Below are 17,081 nucleotides of genomic sequence, written 5' to 3' on the forward strand. Positions count from 1 at the left end.
CGGCATTAGCCTGCCCGGGTGAGCGAACTGGACCGGCGGCGATTCCTGGTCGCGGTGGCCGCGACGGTCGCGGTCACCGGGATCTCGTGGTCCTCCGCCGGGGGCTCCAGGGAGACGGTGGCCCACGCCGAGGTGCCCGCGCCGCGCCCGGCCGCCCCGGGGTTGCCGCCGATGCTGTCCCCGCCGGATCCCCGGTCGCGCGTCGCGTTGCCCGGTGGCGGGGTGCTGAGGAAGCTGCCCGGCAACGGCGACCTGCTGGCGTGGACGGTCGATGACGGCGCCGACACCGAGGTGGTGCGGCTCTACACACAGTTCGCCAAGGACACCGGGGTGCGGCTCACCTATTTCGTCAGCGGCGCCTATCACTCGTGGACCGACAATGCCGCGTTGCTTCGGCCGCTGGTGGAATCGGGGCAGATTCAGCTGGCCAACCACACGTGGACGCATCCCGACCTGACGATGCTGTCGAAGGCCCAGATCGCCGATGAGCTCGGTCGCACCGACCAGTTCCTGCGGAGCGCCTACGGAGTGGACGCCACCCCGTACTTCCGGCCGCCCTATGGCCATCACAACGCCGTGGTGGACTCGGTGGCCGCCGAGCTCGGCTACCACGCGACCACGCTGTGGTCCGGCGACATACGCGATTCCGCGGTGCTGTCCGAAAACCAGATCGTCAGGACGGCGTACGAGGCCTTCGCCCCGCAGAACATCGTGATCGGCCACCTCAATCACCCGGCGGTCACCCGTGTTTACGGACAGTTGGTGGACATCATCCGGGAACGCAGGCTGCGCACCGTCACGCTCAACGACGTCTTCCTGCGACCCGAGATCCCGCGCCGGATATCTCAGCCGACCTGATCGCCAATCTCCTTGGCGGCCTTGACAAGAGCGGCGGCCACGGCCGGGCAGCGCGCGCCGTCGAGCCGATTCTGCGGTGCCGCGGCGTTGAGCGCGAGCCGCAGGCCCGGCGCCCGGGTCGGGATGGCCACCGCCACCGAGGCGACGCCCTCCTCGCTCTCCTCGCGATTGACCGCGTAGCCCCGCTCCCGGATGCGCGCCAGCTCGGCCTCCAGTTCGGTGCGGCTGCCAATCGAGTGAGCGGTGACGCGCTCCAAGTCCTCCGCCGGAAACAACTGGGACAGTTCGGCTTCCGCGAGCTGGGCGAGCATGACCTTGCCCGTCGAGGTGCAGTGCGCCGGCATGGTTCGGCCCAGCCGCGAGGCCACCCGCACGGCCGCGGGCCCCTCGACCGCGGCGACGAAACGGACGTTCGCGCCGTCGAGCATCCCGACGTGAATCGATTCCCGCAGTTGCTCGCTCAGGCTTCGCATGATCGGCGCGGCGCTGCGCTGAAGGTCGAGGCGGCCGAGGATCGCAAACGCCACGCCGGTCAACGAGGGACCCGGCAGGTACGCCTTGGACACCGGGTCTTGCCGGACGAACCCGCGATAGTTCAGCATCGCCAGCAGTCGGTGCGCCGTCGAGGCCGCGACACCCAGGTATCGGGTGGCCTCGGTCAACCGGATCTCCGGCCGCTCCCCCAGCAACAGCAGCAGCTTCAGCGCGTTGTCGACCGACTCGATCGGATACTGGGGCGCAAGCGAATCGGCGGCGTCCTGCTGCCTCTTGTTCGCCATGACAGTGACGTTACTCGCCACTCAGAGCGCGCTGAGGACCGTCGCTCCCAGTAGGCCCGCCGCGATCACCGCGACGGTGGTGGCCGCGGTGGCCTTCCACCCGAAGCTGCGCGCAACCATCGCGATTCCGGGTGCGCTGACCGCGGGCAGCGTGATCAGCAGCGCGCCGAGCGTCCCCGACGAGACGCCGAGCAACGCCAGTCCGTGCAGGATCGGGATCTCCCCCGCCGTCGGGATGACGAGCAACGTGCCGACCACCGCCGCGAGCACCACCATCAGCAGACCCGTCAGCGGGCCCCGGTGCGGGAGGCCGGTCAGGGTCAGCAGCCAGCCCCGGAAAGCCCCGACCAGGAGCACCAGAATCGCGTACTCGGGCAACAGGAACAGGCCCAGCCGCAGCAGCGCGCGGGCGAATCCGACGGCCGGCGGTGCCGCCGCCGCGGCGGTCGGCGGCGCCCACCACGGCCCGTGTCAGCGTCCACTGCCAGGGAGCGACGAAGAGCAAGAACACGAGCACCGCCGGATTCAGCAACGGGTTGCCGAGCCAGTAGGCGACGGCGGCGACGCGGCCGATCCCGTTGCGCCGCAACGTGACCGCGACCGGGGCGGCGCAGCAGGTGCACATCATCGACGGCATACCGGCCACCCCGCCGGCCAGCGCGCTCGTCAGCGGGCCGCGCCTATTCAACAGGCGCGGCAGCCACGCCCGCGGCAGCAACGCCTGCACCGAAGCGCTGAGGAGCAGCGCCACCACCAGCGCCTGCCAAATCGACAGCAAATAGGCATGGAAAAACGTCGTGGCGGCGTGCCAGGTGGGCGCGTCCCCGGCGCGCACCCCGCCGACCGACAGGATGTTCGACGCCGGCCAGCGATGGGTCCGGTGGGCCTTGAGGGCCTTGGCCGCGTACGGCGTCCACTTGGCCCAGGTCAGCCCCGCCACGAAGACGGCCAGCGTGACGGCGACGCCGATGGTGGCGGCGGCCCGCCCCGGTGTGCGAATCGCGTTGACACTCAGCGGTGCGGCCACGGTCACCGACGCTAACGCAGTTGTCACGGCGGTCACGGCGTGGGGTCGGACACACTTCGGCCACCCGGTCAGCTGCCCTGCGCCACTTGCGCTTTCGCCCACCGGTAGTCGGCCTTGCCGGATGGCGAGCGCTGCAACCGGTCACAGAACACGATCGCCTTCGGCAGTTTGTAGCGCGCGATGTGGCGGGCCGCCTCGGCGATGATGCCGTCGGCGTCGACGGGCGCGCCGTCGGAAAGTTGAACCAGCGCGACGACTTCGTTGCCCCACCGGGCGCTGGGCCGGCTCGTCACCACGACGTCGTAGACGGCGGGGTGCTCGGCGATCGCGGCCTCCACCTCCTCGGCGAAGATCTTCTCGCCGCCGGAGTTGATCGTGACCGAATCGCGGCCGAGCAGCTCGATCTGGCCGTCGGCGTGCCAGCGGGCCCGGTCGCCGGGCACCGAGTGCCGGATGCCCCCGATCACCGGGAACGTGCGCGCCGTCTTCTCCGGATCGCCCAGGTAGCCCAGCGGGATCGGTCCCTGCTGGGCCAGCCACCCGATCTCGTCGTCGCCCGGCGACAGGATCCGGGTGAGGTCCTCGCTGACCACCACGGCGCCCGGATTGGGCACGAAGCGCCCGGTCGCGCCCTGCGCCCGGCTGGAGGCCTGGATCATCTGCGCGCCGGATTCCGACGCGCCGCCCGCGTCCAGGATCGTCACCTGGGGTAGCAGCTCGACGAAGCGCTGCTTGAGCGGGGCGCTGAGCGCGGCCCCGCCGGTGACCAGCGCCAGCAGCCCGGACAGGTCGTAATCGCCGGCCTCGAGTTCGTCGGCCAGCGGCCGCCCGAAGGCGTCGCCGACCATCGACAGCGACATCACCCTTTCTCGGCTGGCCAGCGCCAACGCCTCGGCCGGATCGAAATGCGTGGTCGTCGGCGCCATCACGAACGGCCGGCCCCCGCACAGGCTGATGAAGGCGGCCCACTGCGCGGCGCCGTGCATGAGCGGCGCCAGGGTCATCGAGCCCGGCCCCGCAAGCCGCGACCGCTCGACGATCTCGTCCAGGCTGGACACCGCCTCGCCGGTGCCCAACGCCCGCCCGCCCATGGCGTTCACGTAGATGTCGTGCTGCCGCCACAGCACCGCCTTGGGCATCCCGGTGGTGCCGCCGGTGTAGAGCACGTACAGGTCGTCGGGCGACGGCACCACGTCGAGCGGCTCGTCGGACACCGACGCCAGCAGCTCGTCGTAGCGCACCGCACCCGGCAGCGGGTCGTTGCCCGACCCGTCGTCGACGTGGATCAGCCGCACCGGACCGGGCATCCTGGCCAGCGCCTCGGCCAGCGTGGGCGCGAACCGCGCGTGATACATGACGGCCTCGGCGCCGGCGTTGCCGAGCAGGTACACCAGCTCGTCGGCCACGTAGCGGTAGTTCACGTTGAACGGGGCGACCCGCGCGCCGTACGCGCCGAGCATCGCCTCGAGGAATTCGTTGCAGTTCGCCAGGTACAGCCCGAGGTGGCTCTGGCCCGATTCGTAGGGCGCGAGCTCCGCGCGTTCGCGATGCGCGCCCAGCCCCCACCCGTGCAGCGCCCGGGCGAAGCGTCGGGCACGTTCGGCGGTTTGCGCGAAGGTGAAGCGCCGATCGCCGAACACGATGCAGTCCCGGTCCGGGTTGGCCGCCGCGACCGCCGCGAACACCTGGGCAAGGTTGAATTCCACAGAATCTCCTAACCTGAAGCCAGCGCCACGCTACAACGACGGAAGCGGCGATAGCGGTTAGTCTCTGCATCGTGTGCGGGGCTACCCAGACCGGATACAGCCGATACGTCGCCATCGGGGACAGCCAGACCGAGGGGTTGTGGGATGGCAACGACGCGATCGGCTGCCTCGGGTTTGCCGACCGGCTCGCGGCGATGATCGATTCGCACTACCCGGGCCTGCACTACGCCAACCTGGCGATCCGCGGCAAGCTGGTGGCCGACGTGCTGCGCGAGCAGGTCCCGCCGACGCTGGCGATGCGACCCGACCTGGTCACCGTGTGCATCGGCATGAACGACGTGATCCAGCCGGGAAACTCGTTCGGCCGTGCCCTCACCGACCTCGCGGAGCTGTATGCCGCGCTCGCCGGATCGGGTGCGACGGTGGTGACCACCACCTTCCCGAACGTCGCGCAATTCCTGCCACTCGGGCGGCTGGTGTCCGGGCGGCTCACCCGCATCAACGACGCCATCCGGGCGGCCGCCGGCCGATACGGCTTCCGGCTGGTGGACCTCTACGACGTGCCTTCGATGCGGGACCTGGACACCTGGGACATCGACCGCGTGCACGCGTCCACCAAGGGACACATCCTGTTCGCCGAGGCCGCCGCCGAGGCCCTCAATTTGCCTGGCAGCAACCATGATTGGGCCGAAGCGAGCGGCAGCCCGACGCGGCTGTCGTTCAAATCCCGCACCTATGGCCAGCTGCGCTGGACGCAGCAGAAGTTCATGCCGTGGGTGTGGCGCCGGCTGCGCGGCATGTCTTCGGCCGACGGGCGGGTGCCCAAGCGTCCGCGGCTCGAGCCGCTCAGCGCGCCCAGCGAGGACATAGCGGCGCGGTTCCTGCGCCGGTCAGGCATCCTTGACCCATGAGTGTGGAGGCTCTGCTGCAGTCCATCCCGCCACTGCTGGTCTACCTGGTGGTCGGCGGTGTGGTCGGCGTGGAAAGCCTGGGCGTTCCCCTTCCCGGCGAGATCGTGCTGGTCAGCGCCGCGCTGATGTCGTCGCACCATGACCTGGCCGTCAACCCCGTCGGTGTGGGCGTCGCCGCGGTGATCGGTGCAGTCATCGGCGACTCGATCGGCTACGCGATCGGTCGCCGGTTCGGCCTGCCGCTGTTCGACCGGCTCGGCCGGCGGTTCCCCAGGCACTTCGGGCCCGGACACGTCGCGCTCGCCGAGAAGCTGTTCAACCGCTGGGGGGTTCGGGCGGTGTTCTTCGGCCGCTTCATCGCGCTGCTGCGGATCTTCGCCGGGCCGCTGGCCGGCGCGCTGAAGATGCATTACCGACGGTTCCTGGCGGCCAACGTGTCGGGGGCGATCTGCTGGGCGGGCGGCACCACCGCCCTGGTCTATTTCGCCGGCGTGGCCGCCGAACGCTGGATGCAGCGGTTCTCCTGGGTCGCGCTGGTCGTCGCGATCGTGTGCGGCCTCATCGCCGCCTTCGCGTTGCGGGAGCGCACGTCGCGCATGATCGCCGAGCTCGAGGAAGAGCACTACCGAAAAACCGGCACCACGGCCGCCGACGCCGCCTGAGGCCGCGGCTAACCGACCGCCTCGCCGACGTCCTCCGGCGCCACCGGCCGATGCTCCTCGATCAGCGCGCAGGCCATCCTGCGGGCCCGCACGGCGGCGTCCAGGTCACCCACCGCGGCCAGCACGATGGCGCCCTTCATCAGGATGTGCCACGACGAGGCGAAGTCCTCCACGTCGATCAGCCCGGCCGCGACGGCGCGCTGCCGCACGATGTCGCGGACGTGTTCGATGTGGACGATGCAGGCCTGCCCGGCCGGGTGATCAACCCCCAACTCGAGCAGCACGTTGATGAACGAGCAGCCTTCGTATGCGTCGTGGTGCTGGAACCATTCGTGCAGGACGTCGAACATGGCGAGCAACTGCTGCTCGGGCGTCGCGCCCCGCTGCCGCGACTGCTCCTCGATCAGGCCGTGCGTCCAGACCTCCTCCCGCCGTTGCAGCACGGCCAGGACGAGGTCGTCCTTGGTCGCGAAATGACGGTAGAGGGTGGCCCTGGCCACGCCGGCCCGCTCGATGACCTCGTCGGTGCCGACAGCGCGGATCCCGCGCCGGCTGAACAACTCGTAAGCCGCGGTCAGGATCCGTTCACGGGCCGAGGCGACCTGCGTCGGGACATCGTGGCTGGTCATACGCGCCTTACCATACTCTTAGGCGCCCGCATGTAGACAGACCGCCCTGTCTCGTTATACAAATGAGATTCGCACGTCGCGAAGAATTCGTCTTAAGTCAGCAGGACGGGCACCATCCCGACGCCCCGCGTCGGTCGATTAGGGAGTCCACCATGAGCCCCGTTATTGTTGCCGAACAGATGTCCAGCCCACCACCTCTGACGCTCAGCACGCGGCTGGTTTACGAGCTGGGCGATCCCCACAGCACCCTGCGGGCGACCACCGACCGCAACGGCGCGGCCGTGCTGATCAACGCCGGCGGCGAGGTCGACGCCTGCAACGAGCACACCTGGCGCCGGCTGGTCAGCGAGGCGGCCGGCGTGGTCATTCCGCCCGGCCCCTTCGTGGTCGACGTGACGGGGCTGGATTTCATGGGCTGCTGCGCCTTCGCGGTGCTCGCCGACGAGGCGCAACGGTGTCGAGACCGCGGCATCGAGTTGCGCCTGGTGAGCCACGAGCCGATCGTCGCCCGGATCGTCGACGCGTGCGGGCTCAACGCCATCCTGCCCATCTACCCGACCGCGGACGCCGCGCTGGCGTCGGCCGCTCGCTGGTGAGCTGAGCGACTCCGGATTTTCAGGGCCTGACTTGGGGCCCACCGTCGGTGTGGAGGAGGAGTTCCTCCTCGTCGACCCGCGGACGGGCGAACCGGCCCCCCGCAACGCCGCCGTCGCCGCGGAGGCGAAGCGGCGGGGCGTCGAGCTGCAGCTGGAACTGAGCAGCTGCCAGGTGGAGACCGCCACCGGCGTGGCGGCGAGCAGCGCGGAACTCGCCGAGGAGCTCGACCGGCTGCGGCGCGCCGCGGCGCAGGCCGCCGAGGCCGCCGGCGTTCGGCTGCTGGCCTCGGGCCTGCCGCCCGCCACCCCGCACGAATTTCCCGTCACCGACACGCCGCGCTACCGCCGGATCGGCGCGCAGTTCGGGATGATCGCCCACGAGCAGGGCATCTGCGGATGCCATGTGCACGTGCAGGTGCCCGACCGCGCGGCCGCCATCCACGTCAGCAACTGGCTGCGGCCGTGGCTGCCGTCTTTGCTTGCGCTGTCGGCCAATTCGCCGGTGTACCGCAACGCCGACAGCGGTCACGCGAGTTGGCGCAGCGTGCTGTGGCGACGCTGGCCGGCCGCCGGGCCGCCGCCGTTCTTCCCCACGCCCGACGACTACGACCGCGCGGTGGCCATGCTGGTCGACACCGGGGTGATCCTGGATCGGGACATGATCTATTGGGACGTGCGCCCATCGGCGGACTTCCCGACCGTCGAGGTGCGCGTCGCGGACGTGCCGGCGACGGTCGAGGAGACCGTGCTGCTCGCCACGCTGGTCCGGGCAGCGGTGATGACGGCGCTGAGCGCGCGCGACGAAGGCCCCCGAGAAGGTGACGTGCTGGGGCGCCTGCCGCCCGGTGCGCTGCGGGCCGCCTACTGGAAGGCCGCCCACGACGGGCTGGCGGGGCGCTCGCTCGATCTGATCCACGGCCGCGGGGCGGTGCCGGCGCACGAGCTGCTGGGCGCGCTGGTGCAGCGGGTGCGCCCGGCGCTGGAGGCGCTGGGCGAATACGACCGCGCCGCAGCCGAACTGGACCGCATCGCCGCCCGGGGCAACGGCGCGATGCGGCAGCTGCGGGCGTGGCGGAGGCGCCACGACGTGCTGGACGTGGTCGCCGAGGCCACCGTCAGGCCACGCTGAGCAGGCGATACAGCCCGATCAGCCCGACCACCACGATGGTGGAGCGCAACGCGGTCGGCGACAGCCGGCGCCCGTAGCGCGCCCCGACCACTCCCCCGAGCAGCGAGCCCGCCGCGATCAGCCCGGCCACCGGCCAGCTGATCCGGTGGTATGCCACCAGCGAATAGCTCACCGCCGCAACGACATTCACCACCAACGTCAGCAGGTTCTTGGCCGCGTTCATGCGCTGCACCGACTCGGGCAGCAGCGCGCCCATGATGCCGACCAGCAGGATGCCCTGCGCGGCGGTGAAGTAGCCGCCGTAGACCCCGACCGCGAAGGTCCCCAGCACCAGCACCGCCATCCGGGCCGGCGTGATGTGTTCGGGCGAACGCCCGGCCTCCTCCGCGCGCCGGGCGGCCCAGGACTGCAGCTTCGGTCCGATCACCACCAGCACCAGGGCCAGCACCAACAGCACCGGGACGATCTCGGTGAACACCTTCGCGGGGAGATGCAGCAGCAGGAACGCGCCCAGTACCGCGCCGGCCAGCGACGCGGGCAGCTGCCAGCGCAACCGGTTCCACTGCCCGGCCAGCTCGGCGCGATACCCCCAGGTGCCCGACACGTTGCCGGCCACCAGGCCGACCGCGTTGGACATGGTGGCGGTGACCGGCGGGTAGCCGAGCGCGACGAGCGTCGGGAACGTGACCAGGGTGCCCGAGCCGACGAGGGCGTTGATGGCGCCGGCGGCGAAACCGGCCAGGGCGATCAAAACCATATGGGAGAGCAGCACTTCCGCACAGCCTAGTCGGCCGGCGGGCCGATCGCCCTATCCGTCAGACGTGAGGTGCCTCTCGTCCACGGTCGACGCCGGTGCGCAGCTTGACCGACGCCGAGTACGCGAGGCTGCGAAAGCGCAGCACCGGGTCGTCGGAGGGTTCGATGCCGTCGGTCACCCGCATCGGGTCGAACACGACGATGTCGCCGCCGTGCTCGCGCTCGGTGTCCAGGCCGGTGATCTCCAGGGTGCCGACGAGGACGGTGTCGGAACTGCGCCAGGCCGCCGACGGGTCGACGGTCGAGTCCTCCGGCCCGGCGACCTGCACGCGGAAGTCGAACAGGACCGGGCCGCCCGCTAGCCGGTGGTTGAGCTCGCGGTGCAGAAAGTCGGGATCTTTGCCCTTGGCGGCCGACGCCGACAAAAACTGCTGACCCGCCGCCGGGACCAGGTGGTAGCGCACGAATCGTGAGCTGCCGTCGGCGGCGACCCAGCGGAACGCGTGCAGCCCGTGGTACTCGGTGGTGGCGTAGCTTGCCGGAATCCTGTTGGCGTCGCGCAGGATCGGCAGCGCGCCGATCAGCCGCGGGTGGGTGAGGAAGTATCCGGCCATCCGCAGCGGCATCGCCGGACCGGGCCGCATGGCCTTGAGCAGGTCGACGAACCCGTCAGGCGTGCCCGAGACGAACAGCCGCGCGGTCTGCGTCGACACGTCGGTGGTGGAGCCGTCGGGCAGCGTCAGCTTCACCGCCATCCCCCGCACCCCGGGCAGGCCGTCCGGCTGCTTCGGGTTGCCCGACCCGTTGGAGAACCGGAACAGCGCCGGCACCGGCGAACCGTCGAGGTGCCTGGCGCGGGAGAGCGTGGCCGCGTCGGGGGTGGCGGTGAACCTGCCGCGGTACAGCGTGCCTTTGGCGTGCAACGCGCGAGCGCCGGGCTGCGCGCCGCCGGTGCCGCGGATCGCGTCGATCGCCTCGTCGGGAGTGACCATGCGCGAATCTTAAGGCGCTAGTCGGGGAAGCCGAAGAGTTTGACGACGCCGTGATCGCGACCCGCGGTGTAGCCGCCGTCGACGGCGATGGCCTGGCCGCTGACGAACGAGGCGTCGGGCGACAGCAGGAACGCCGCCATCGCCGCCACCTCCTCGGGTTGGCCCAGGCGCTGCAGCGCGTGCTCCTCGGTGATCGAGGCCAGCGGGCCTTCCATCCCCGGCAGCCCGAAAACGTTTCGGGCCATGGGGGTTTCGATGAAGCCGGGGCAGATGGAGTTGGCGCGGATTCCGCTCGGCCCGTAGTCCAGGGCGATGTTCTTGGTCAGCAGGACGACGCCGCCCTTGGCCGCGTTGTACGAGCTCCCGCCCGCCGTGCCCTCCAGGCCCTCGATGCTGGCCACGGTGACGATCGAGCCGCGTTCGCCGTCGACGCGGGGTTGCTCGATCATCTTGGCCAGCGCCGCCTTGGCCATCAGGAAGGTCCCGGTGAGGTTGATCCCGATCACCCGATCCCATTCCTTGCGGTCGAGCAGGTGCACCGGGCCGCCGCCGGCCACCCCGGCCGCGTGGAAGAGGCCGTCGAGGCGGTCGGGCACGGCGGCCAGCACCGCGGCGATGGCGTCCTCGTCGGTGACGTCGGCGGTGACGAACCGGAACTGCGGGCCGAGGTCGGGCGGGTCGGCGAGGTCGGCGCCGACGACGGTGCCGCCCTCGGCCAGCAGGCGCCGCGCGGTGGCCAGCCCGATGCCCGACGCCGCGCCCGTCACGACGAAGGTGCGGGACCGCGCTCGATCGGCGTTGATCATGGCAGTGATAGTGGCACAGACGCCGCAGGGTGTGCGTCAGCGGCGTCGCGTGTGGCCCCAGGGCGGGAAAGCCGAATTTCCGCCGTGTGCGCACACTCAAAGCCCTCAGGGCACACTCATTGTGTGGAACACACACGCACCGCGACCGAAACGCTCGCCGGGTTCGTCGAGCGACACGCCCACCGACGACCCGACGACGTCGCGATGCGCTTCGGCGATCGGCAGTGGTCCTGGGCGCAGTGGGCGTCACGCATTCGGCGCGCGGCGGGGGCGCTCCTCGAGGCCGGCGTACGCCGCGGCGACTGCGTGGCGTTCCTCGACAAGAATCACCCGGCCTGCCTGGAGATCCTGTTCGGTGCGGCGTCGATCGGCGCGGTCACCACCGTCGTCAACTGGCGCCTGACCGGCGACGAGCTCGCCCACGTGCTCGAGGACAGCCGTCCCCGTTTGCTTTTCGTCGGCGCCGAGCTGCGTCCGGTGATCGAGGCGACCGCTTCCGCGGAACGGATCGTGGTGGTCGACGACGAGTACGAATCCCTGCTCGCCGCGGCAACTCCGGTGGCGCCCGAGGCCGTCGACGAGGACGACATCGCGCTGATCATCTACAGCTCCGGCACCACCGGGCGGCCAAAGGGTGTGCTGCTGAGCCAGCGGGCCCTGGCCAACCACGCGGCCAACCTCGCACCGGCGTTCCCCTTCGACGACGGCGACGCAAACCTGGTGTGCATGCCCCTGTTCCACGTCGGTGGCATCGGCTATGCCCTGTTCGGCATCCGGGCGGGCGCCCCGACGATCATGACCCGCGAGCCCGACGCCGCCGCGTTGATCGGTGCCGTGCGGGCCGGCGCGACGCACGCGTTCTTCGTGCCGCCGGTGATCGCGCGATTCCTTCAGGCCGGCGACACGGCGACCGCGGCCGTCGCCGGCCTGCGCTACATCGTGTACGGGGCCGCGCCCATGCCGCTGCCGTTGCTGCACCGCGCGCTCGAGACCTGGCCGGAGACGAACTTCGTGCAGGTGTACGGGCAGACCGAAGTGTGCGGGGCGGTCACCGCGCTCGGCGACGCCGACCACCGCGACCCCGACCGGCCGCATCTGCAACTGGCGGCCGGAAAGGCCGTGCTGGGCTGCGAGATTCGGGTGGTCCATCCCGAGACCGGTGACGTGCTGCCGCCCGGGGAGCCGGGCGAGATCTGGGTGCGCAGCAACCAGAACATGACCGGCTACCTGAATCGGCCCGACGCGACCGCCGAGACGATCACCGCCGACGACTGGGTGCGCACCGGCGACATCGGGCGCCTGGACGCCGACGGCTACGTCTACATCGAGGACCGGCTCAAGGACATGATCATCACCGGCGGCGAGAACGTGTACGGGCCGGAAGTGGAGAGCGTGTTGATCGAGCACCCCGCCGTCGCCGACGCGGCGATCATCGGCGTTCCCGACGACTACTGGGGTGAATCGGTCAAGGCGATCGTCGTTCCCAGCGCGGAGGTCGATGCCGATGACATCATCGCGTTCTGCCGCCGGCACCTGGCCGGTTACAAATGCCCGCGGACGGTGGACTTCGTGCCGTCGCTGCCGCGTAACCCCAGCGGTAAGATCCTCAAAGCAGCGCTGCGGGAACCATTTTGGCGAGGGAGGGCGCGCAATGTTTGACGCGGGGCGGCGCGATTGCGCGATCAGCGTGCTGGGCGGTCCCACGACCGTCGTCGACATCGCGGGCCGCCGGCTGGTGATGGACCCGACGTTCGATCCGCCGGGCGAACACGCCTACCTGACCAAGCTGACCGGGCCCGCGGTGGGCGCCGAGGAGCTGGGCCCGGTGGACGCCGTCCTGATCAGCCACGATCAGCATCCCGACAACCTCGACGACGACGGCCGCCGGATGGCGCTGGCGGCGCCGCTGGTGCTGACCCATCCCGGCGCCGCCGGGCGGTTGGGGCCACCGGCGGTCGGTGTGCCGGCGTGGGAGTCCTACGACCTGCCCGGTGGATCGGGACGCCTTGCGGCGCAGGCGGTTCCGGCGGTGCACGGCCCGGCCGACGGGCAGCGCGACGCCGGCGGCCACGTCAACTGCGAGGTGACGGGGTTCGTGCTGTCCGGGCCGGGTCTGCCGACCGTGTACCTCAGCGGCGACAACGCCTCGTTGAGCGCGGTCAAGGACGTCGCCGACCGGGTCGGCGCGATCGACGTCGCCGTGCTGTTCGCCGGGGCGGCGACCGTGCCGGCCAAGGAGCGGGGCCGGCCGTTGACGCTGACCTCGGCGCGCGCGGCCGCGGCCGCCGAGGTGCTCGGCGCGAAGGTGGTGATCCCGGCCCACGTCGACGGCTGGGCCCATTTCAGCGAGGGCGTCGACGACTTCGCCGCGGCATTCGACGCAGCCGGGATCGGTAACCTGCTGCGGGTGGCCGCCCACGGCGAGTGGATCGACCTATAGCCGCCCCTCGGCGCGCAGCTCCGGATGCACCCAGTCCGGCGAGCGCCGCTCCTTGAAGGCGCGGAAGCCCTCCCGGGCCTCGGCATCGCTGAGGCTGGCGGTCATGCCGATGCGGTCGTACAGGCCGAGGTAGTTGTCGATGCTGGACTTGATCACGCCGCGGGCGCGCGGCGCGGTCCGGCAGGCTTGGGCCAGTAGATCTTTCGCCGCGGTGAGCAGGGTCTCGTGCGGGACCACCCGGGTGACCAGGCCCCAGTCGAGGGCTTCGACCGCGGTGAGCACCCGGCCGGTGAACATCAGGTCACGGGTGCGGACCGGCCCGATCAGCCGGGCGAGCATCTGGCTGTAGTAGGTGTCGGCGTAGCCGCGGAACAACTCGGGCACCCGGAAGGTGGCCCGCTCGCTGACCACGGACAGGTCGCTGCACAGCGCGATCTGCATGCCGCCGCCCTGGCACAGCCCGTTGACCGCCGAGACGACGGGCTTGGCCGAGGTCCGCACCGCGTCGAACGGCGTGACGTCCATGCCCAGGGCGGAGCCGAAGGTCATCCAGTCGTCGGTTCCTCCCCCGCCGCCCATGTCGCCGCCGGGCGCGAAGATCTCGCCCGTTCCGGTGATCAGCAGCCCGGCCAGGTCAGGGTCCTCGTTGACCCGACCTACGGCGCAACGAATCCCGAAGTACATCGCGGGCGTGAAGGCGTTCTTGGCTTCCGGGCGGTCGATCGTGCACAGCGCGATCGGCCCCTGCCGCTCGAATCTCAGGTACGGGGTGCCCAGCCAGTCGCCCTCGGGAGGGCGGGGGCTACTGTCCTGGGTGGCCACGGGGCTCCTCTCGTCGGCGTGACATCGCGCCCCAAGACTGTAACGCCCGCTATGCGTACTGCAGCGTCGCGGTTCGGATGGTCTGCGCGGCGTCGGCGACCAGGGTGGCCAGCTGGTTCTGCAGGGCGGACGTGGCCTCGGCCACCGATTTGTCGCAGAAACGACAGTGGATCTTGAACTGCGGCTGGTCGTCTTCGTCCGGCCAGAAGCGGCGCGCGCCGACTTGGGCACCGGGGTCGAATTGAACCGCCTGATGCGGGGCTTCCTTCACGATCCTGCCCACGGGGTGGCGCTGCGGGCATTCGAGCTTCAGCACGCCGATCCCCTCTTGGTTGGCTGCCATGTTCGCCATCCTTTGCGTCTTGGTCCGGTACTGCCGATTGCACATTAAAGCGTTGCAGCGGCGGGAACAGTCGATCACGTTTGGACACGGCGTCGCACCGCTCGGGTCGCACTTTGCGCGGGGCGGGAACCGCCGGCGCAGAAACGCGACCTCCTCGTCGGTGGATCCGCAGGAGCTCCGGCTGCGGGGGCGAACGTCCAGGGGGCCGTTTCTTAACGGCGTGCCAACGCTGGCTGACGGGCGCACGACGTCACGGGCGCGTCCTAGCCGGTTCACCGGAAAAAGGTACATGCGTGCCACAAAAACGTTGCGCAATCGATACCGAATCGCTTAACTTGAGCACGGGGGGATTCACGTCACACGCGCGGGCACGATGTGGCGCATATCCCGGCATGGCCAGGGAGGCGGTCGCAACATGATGCGGCCGGCCTGAAGGAAGGGATAGCTCGTTGTCAGGACCAGAACCGGCCGCGCGGCCGGTCAGCCTTGTGCCCGTACACCGCACGTCGCGCACCGTCGACGACGATCGCGGTTGGGTCTCGAAGGCGCTGTGCCGAAAAATGGATCCCGACGAGATGTTCGTCCGGGGGGCTGCACAACGTAGGGCCGCGGTGTTGTGCCGCCACTGCCCTGTGCTGCAAGAGTGCGGGGCGGATGCGCTCGACAACAAGGTCGAGTTCGGGATCTGGGGAGGCATGACCGAGCGCCAGCGCAGGGCATTGCTCAAGCGGCACCCGGAGGTCGTCTCGTGGACTGACTTCTTCGACAAGCGCAACTCCCGCTCCGTCGGGTAGGCGGCCCCGGCCGCCGCAAGCCTGGCGGCGTTTGAATTCCTCGTTACGAAATTATTACAGCTGGCGGCGGTGCTCATTTACGATGCGCCACGGCACATGAAGGTCATCGAGGGCCGTTTGGGGCTGCCTGCCTGATTGGACGAGTCGCCGCCCCGCCGGCTGATGCGTGGCGACCCCGGGTCAGATTCGGTGCGCGGCTTGGATGAATTGTGCGGCGCGTTCGCCGATGACGACGCAGGGCGCCATGGTGTTGGCGGTGCTGATGCGGGGCATGATCGATGCGTCGGCGACGCGCAGGCCCTCGATGCCGTACACCTTGAGGTGTCCGTCGACCACCGACATCGGGTCGCGGCCCATCTTCGCCGTACCGCACTCGTGCCAGTAGGTGGTGACGGCGTCACGCAAATAGGTCTCCAACTCGGCGCCGCGCAGGTCGCCCGGCATGACCTCGCGCACGACGAACGGCCGCAGCTCCGGGGAGTTTCCGATCTCGCGCAGGGTTTCGACGCAGGCGATGGCGGTCTTGAGGTCTTCGGGGTCCGCGAGCGCGTTGGCTTCGATTCGAATGGGATCGGTCGGGTCGGGACCTGACAGCCTTAGCCGACCGCGGCTGTACGGGTGCGCGGGCGAGCCGAACAGGACCCAGCTGTTTTGCGGGAGGCCGTATTCCGCGGCGTTTTCCGCGGTGGCTTTCGGGAATGGGCCTGAACATGCGAACAGGTCCGGCCCCTGGGCGTCGGCCGCCCCGGAGTCCCAGAACATCGTCGCCCCGACCTGAGTGCTGCCCTGGATGTTCTCGGGAAACTCCCACACGCAGTCGAACCCGAAGTGGTCCTGAAGGTTGCGCCCGACGCCGGGCAGGTGCTGGCGCACGGTGAGGCCTACTCGGCGCAATTCGTCTTGGTCTCCGATGCCGGACTGCATCAGCACCTTTGGTGTGTGAATGGCGCCGAGCGACAGGACGACCTCGGCGTCGGCGGCTACCCGGTGCACGGTGCCGCCATGGACGACCTCGACACCGGCGGCCCGGTTGCCTTCCAGGATCACGCGGGTGACCAGTGCGTGCGGGACCACGGCCAGGTTCGGCTGCTGCCGGCGTGGGGCGGTGTAGGTGCGAAACACCGACAGGCGTTCCTGGTCGCGCCAGCGCAGGTCGGCGATGGCGGCGCCGCGGGTCTCCTCCATCAGGGGCCCGTTGGGGCTTTGGTAACTGGGGATCCCCAGTGCCCGCGCCGCTTCCAACGTCGCCGCCGCGAGCGGATGCGCGCCGGGTGCCGGTTGTACGAACACCGGGCCGCCCCTGCCCCGATGGTTTGGCTCGCCGGTGCCGCGCCAATCCTCGATCCGCCGGTACAGATCGAGGGTCGCCTCGTATCCCCAGACCGGTTCACCGGATTCGGCAGCGTAGTGGTCCCAGTCGCTGCGGTGTCCGCGCGCCCAGATCATCAGGTTGATGCTGGATCCGCCGCCGAGCACTTTACCCATCGAAAACGCGATCGCGCGGCCATGAAGCCGCGGGTCCGGCTCGGAGATGAATCCCCAATCGCGTTCGCTGCCAAGGTTGGACGGCCATTGGTTTGCGTCGGTCACGCTGGGGACGTCGTCGCTGCCGCCGGCCTCCAAAAGTAAGACCTTGATGTCGGGGTTCTCGGCCAGCCGGCCGGCGATCACCGATCCTGACGACCCAGCACCACACACGACGATGTCGTAACGCGGCTCCAACACAGTATCCACAAAGACCTCCTGACTCACCAGCTGGGTATATGGGCAGATACCTAGATTCACGCACGGAAAAGACGCGCGGTTCAATCACACTCGAAAAATGTGCCGC

18 protein-coding genes and 1 pseudogene are annotated in these 17,081 nt (G+C 70.0%); 8 read left to right on the forward strand and 11 right to left on the reverse strand.

Annotated features, from left to right (window positions below; genetic code table 11):
• The first annotated feature begins 27 nt into the window (after positions 1 to 27).
• Positions 28 to 858, forward strand: a complete 831-nt coding sequence (locus tag A5696_RS18725) for a polysaccharide deacetylase family protein (RefSeq protein ID WP_067882660.1) — start codon at positions 28 to 30, stop codon at positions 856 to 858.
• Here A5696_RS18725 and A5696_RS18730 read toward each other — a convergent pair.
• From A5696_RS18730 to A5696_RS18740, 4 genes and pseudogenes are all read right to left on the reverse strand, one after another.
• On the reverse strand, positions 846 to 1,637 hold the full coding sequence (locus tag A5696_RS18730; RefSeq protein WP_067882329.1) for an IclR family transcriptional regulator: 792 nt from the start codon (positions 1,635 to 1,637) through the stop codon (positions 846 to 848). The genes A5696_RS18725 and A5696_RS18730 overlap by 13 nt on opposite strands.
• Before the next feature lie 21 nt (positions 1,638 to 1,658).
• Positions 1,659 to 2,015 carry a hypothetical protein gene (locus A5696_RS28440; RefSeq protein WP_231964520.1) on the reverse strand — a complete coding sequence of 119 codons (357 nt, stop codon included), beginning with the start codon at positions 2,013 to 2,015 and terminating at the stop codon, positions 1,659 to 1,661.
• Positions 2,016 to 2,151: 136 nt separating this feature from the next.
• Positions 2,152 to 2,766 (reverse strand): annotated as a pseudogene (locus tag A5696_RS29215) (permease); the annotation flags it as partial.
• Positions 2,733 to 4,370 (reverse strand): acyl-CoA synthetase, encoded by a 1,638-nt coding sequence (locus A5696_RS18740; protein WP_067882332.1) that lies wholly within the window; start codon positions 4,368 to 4,370, stop codon positions 2,733 to 2,735. The pseudogene A5696_RS29215 and the gene A5696_RS18740, both read right to left, overlap by 34 nt.
• Before the next feature lie 71 nt (positions 4,371 to 4,441).
• Between A5696_RS18740 and A5696_RS18745 the strand changes: the two genes are divergently transcribed.
• Positions 4,442 to 5,281 carry an SGNH/GDSL hydrolase family protein gene (locus A5696_RS18745; protein WP_067882336.1) on the forward strand — a complete coding sequence of 280 codons (840 nt, stop codon included), beginning with the start codon at positions 4,442 to 4,444 and terminating at the stop codon, positions 5,279 to 5,281.
• On the forward strand, positions 5,278 to 5,943 hold the full coding sequence (locus A5696_RS18750) for a DedA family protein (protein ID WP_067882342.1): 666 nt from the start codon (positions 5,278 to 5,280) through the stop codon (positions 5,941 to 5,943). The genes A5696_RS18745 and A5696_RS18750 overlap by 4 nt, the downstream gene beginning before the upstream one ends.
• Before the next feature lie 8 nt (positions 5,944 to 5,951).
• Here the strand turns inward: A5696_RS18750 and A5696_RS18755 are convergent, their stop codons facing one another.
• Positions 5,952 to 6,572 (reverse strand): TetR/AcrR family transcriptional regulator, encoded by a 621-nt coding sequence (locus A5696_RS18755; protein ID WP_067882344.1) that lies wholly within the window; start codon positions 6,570 to 6,572, stop codon positions 5,952 to 5,954.
• 152 nt (positions 6,573 to 6,724) lie between these two features.
• On the opposite strand from A5696_RS18755, the gene A5696_RS18760 reads away from it, so the two are divergent.
• Together A5696_RS18760 and A5696_RS18765 are read left to right on the forward strand one after the other, a co-directional pair.
• Complete coding sequence (locus A5696_RS18760; protein ID WP_067882346.1) at positions 6,725 to 7,168, forward strand: anti-sigma factor antagonist; 444 nt, start codon at positions 6,725 to 6,727, stop codon at positions 7,166 to 7,168.
• Positions 7,169 to 7,199: 31 nt separating this feature from the next.
• A complete protein-coding gene (locus tag A5696_RS18765; RefSeq protein ID WP_067882349.1) occupies positions 7,200 to 8,297 on the forward strand; it encodes a glutamate--cysteine ligase in 1,098 nt (365 codons plus the stop codon).
• Here A5696_RS18765 and A5696_RS18770 read toward each other — a convergent pair.
• Genes A5696_RS18770 through A5696_RS18780 form a run of 3 tightly spaced genes read right to left on the reverse strand, consistent with a single transcriptional unit; the run spans position 8,284 to position 10,851 of the window.
• Positions 8,284 to 9,054, reverse strand: coding sequence for a sulfite exporter TauE/SafE family protein (locus tag A5696_RS18770; RefSeq protein WP_067882352.1), 771 nt, complete (start codon positions 9,052 to 9,054; stop codon positions 8,284 to 8,286). The two genes, A5696_RS18765 and A5696_RS18770, sit on opposite strands and share 14 nt — an antisense overlap.
• A 58-nt stretch (positions 9,055 to 9,112) precedes the next feature.
• Entirely contained in the window at positions 9,113 to 10,045 is a 933-nt protein-coding gene (locus A5696_RS18775) for a catalase family peroxidase (protein WP_067882355.1), read from the reverse strand.
• 17 nt (positions 10,046 to 10,062) lie between these two features.
• Positions 10,063 to 10,851, reverse strand: coding sequence for an SDR family NAD(P)-dependent oxidoreductase (locus A5696_RS18780; RefSeq protein ID WP_067882358.1), 789 nt, complete (start codon positions 10,849 to 10,851; stop codon positions 10,063 to 10,065).
• Positions 10,852 to 10,974: 123 nt separating this feature from the next.
• On the opposite strand from A5696_RS18780, the gene A5696_RS18785 reads away from it, so the two are divergent.
• Together A5696_RS18785 and A5696_RS18790 are read left to right on the forward strand one after the other, a co-directional pair.
• Positions 10,975 to 12,510: a long-chain-fatty-acid--CoA ligase gene (locus A5696_RS18785; protein ID WP_067882361.1), complete on the forward strand. Its 1,536-nt coding sequence runs from the start codon at positions 10,975 to 10,977 to the stop codon at positions 12,508 to 12,510.
• A complete protein-coding gene (locus A5696_RS18790) occupies positions 12,503 to 13,291 on the forward strand; it encodes an MBL fold metallo-hydrolase (protein WP_067882364.1) in 789 nt (262 codons plus the stop codon). The genes A5696_RS18785 and A5696_RS18790 overlap by 8 nt, the downstream gene beginning before the upstream one ends.
• Here A5696_RS18790 and A5696_RS18795 read toward each other — a convergent pair.
• Positions 13,286 to 14,113: an enoyl-CoA hydratase/isomerase family protein gene (locus A5696_RS18795; protein WP_067882366.1), complete on the reverse strand. Its 828-nt coding sequence runs from the start codon at positions 14,111 to 14,113 to the stop codon at positions 13,286 to 13,288. The genes A5696_RS18790 and A5696_RS18795 overlap by 6 nt on opposite strands.
• Before the next feature lie 49 nt (positions 14,114 to 14,162).
• Complete coding sequence (locus A5696_RS18800) at positions 14,163 to 14,456, reverse strand: hypothetical protein (RefSeq protein WP_067882661.1); 294 nt, start codon at positions 14,454 to 14,456, stop codon at positions 14,163 to 14,165.
• Positions 14,457 to 14,944: 488 nt separating this feature from the next.
• Here A5696_RS18800 and A5696_RS18805 point away from each other — a divergent pair, with 488 nt between their 5' ends.
• Positions 14,945 to 15,250: a WhiB family transcriptional regulator gene (locus A5696_RS18805; protein WP_255382361.1), complete on the forward strand. Its 306-nt coding sequence runs from the start codon at positions 14,945 to 14,947 to the stop codon at positions 15,248 to 15,250.
• A gap of 180 nt (positions 15,251 to 15,430) precedes the next feature.
• On the opposite strand, the gene A5696_RS18810 is transcribed toward A5696_RS18805, so the two are convergent.
• A complete protein-coding gene (locus A5696_RS18810; RefSeq protein WP_082969061.1) occupies positions 15,431 to 16,984 on the reverse strand; it encodes a GMC family oxidoreductase in 1,554 nt (517 codons plus the stop codon).
• Positions 16,985 to 17,081: the final 97 nt, after the last annotated feature.

It is taken from the genome of Mycobacterium sp. E2699 (assembly GCF_001666745.1).
GTDB lineage: Bacteria > Actinomycetota > Actinomycetes > Mycobacteriales > Mycobacteriaceae > Mycobacterium.

Bases quoted from the DNA above. Each gene is read 5' to 3' on its own strand.
- A5696_RS18800 (WP_067882661.1), bottom strand. From the start codon at position 14,456: ATGGCAGCCAACCAAGAGGGGATCGGCGTGCTGAAGCTCGAATGCCCG.
- A5696_RS18730 (WP_067882329.1), bottom strand. From the start codon at position 1,637: ATGGCGAACAAGAGGCAGCAGGACGCCGCCGATTCGCTTGCGCCCCAG.
- A5696_RS18770 (WP_067882352.1), bottom strand. From the start codon at position 9,054: ATGGTTTTGATCGCCCTGGCCGGTTTCGCCGCCGGCGCCATCAACGCC.
- A5696_RS18790 (WP_067882364.1), top strand. From the start codon at position 12,503: ATGTTTGACGCGGGGCGGCGCGATTGCGCGATCAGCGTGCTGGGCGGT.
- A5696_RS18780 (WP_067882358.1), bottom strand. From the start codon at position 10,851: ATGATCAACGCCGATCGAGCGCGGTCCCGCACCTTCGTCGTGACGGGC.
- A5696_RS18760 (WP_067882346.1), top strand. From the start codon at position 6,725: ATGAGCCCCGTTATTGTTGCCGAACAGATGTCCAGCCCACCACCTCTG.
- A5696_RS18750 (WP_067882342.1), top strand. From the start codon at position 5,278: ATGAGTGTGGAGGCTCTGCTGCAGTCCATCCCGCCACTGCTGGTCTAC.
- A5696_RS18775 (WP_067882355.1), bottom strand. From the start codon at position 10,045: ATGGTCACTCCCGACGAGGCGATCGACGCGATCCGCGGCACCGGCGGC.
- A5696_RS18755 (WP_067882344.1), bottom strand. From the start codon at position 6,572: ATGACCAGCCACGATGTCCCGACGCAGGTCGCCTCGGCCCGTGAACGG.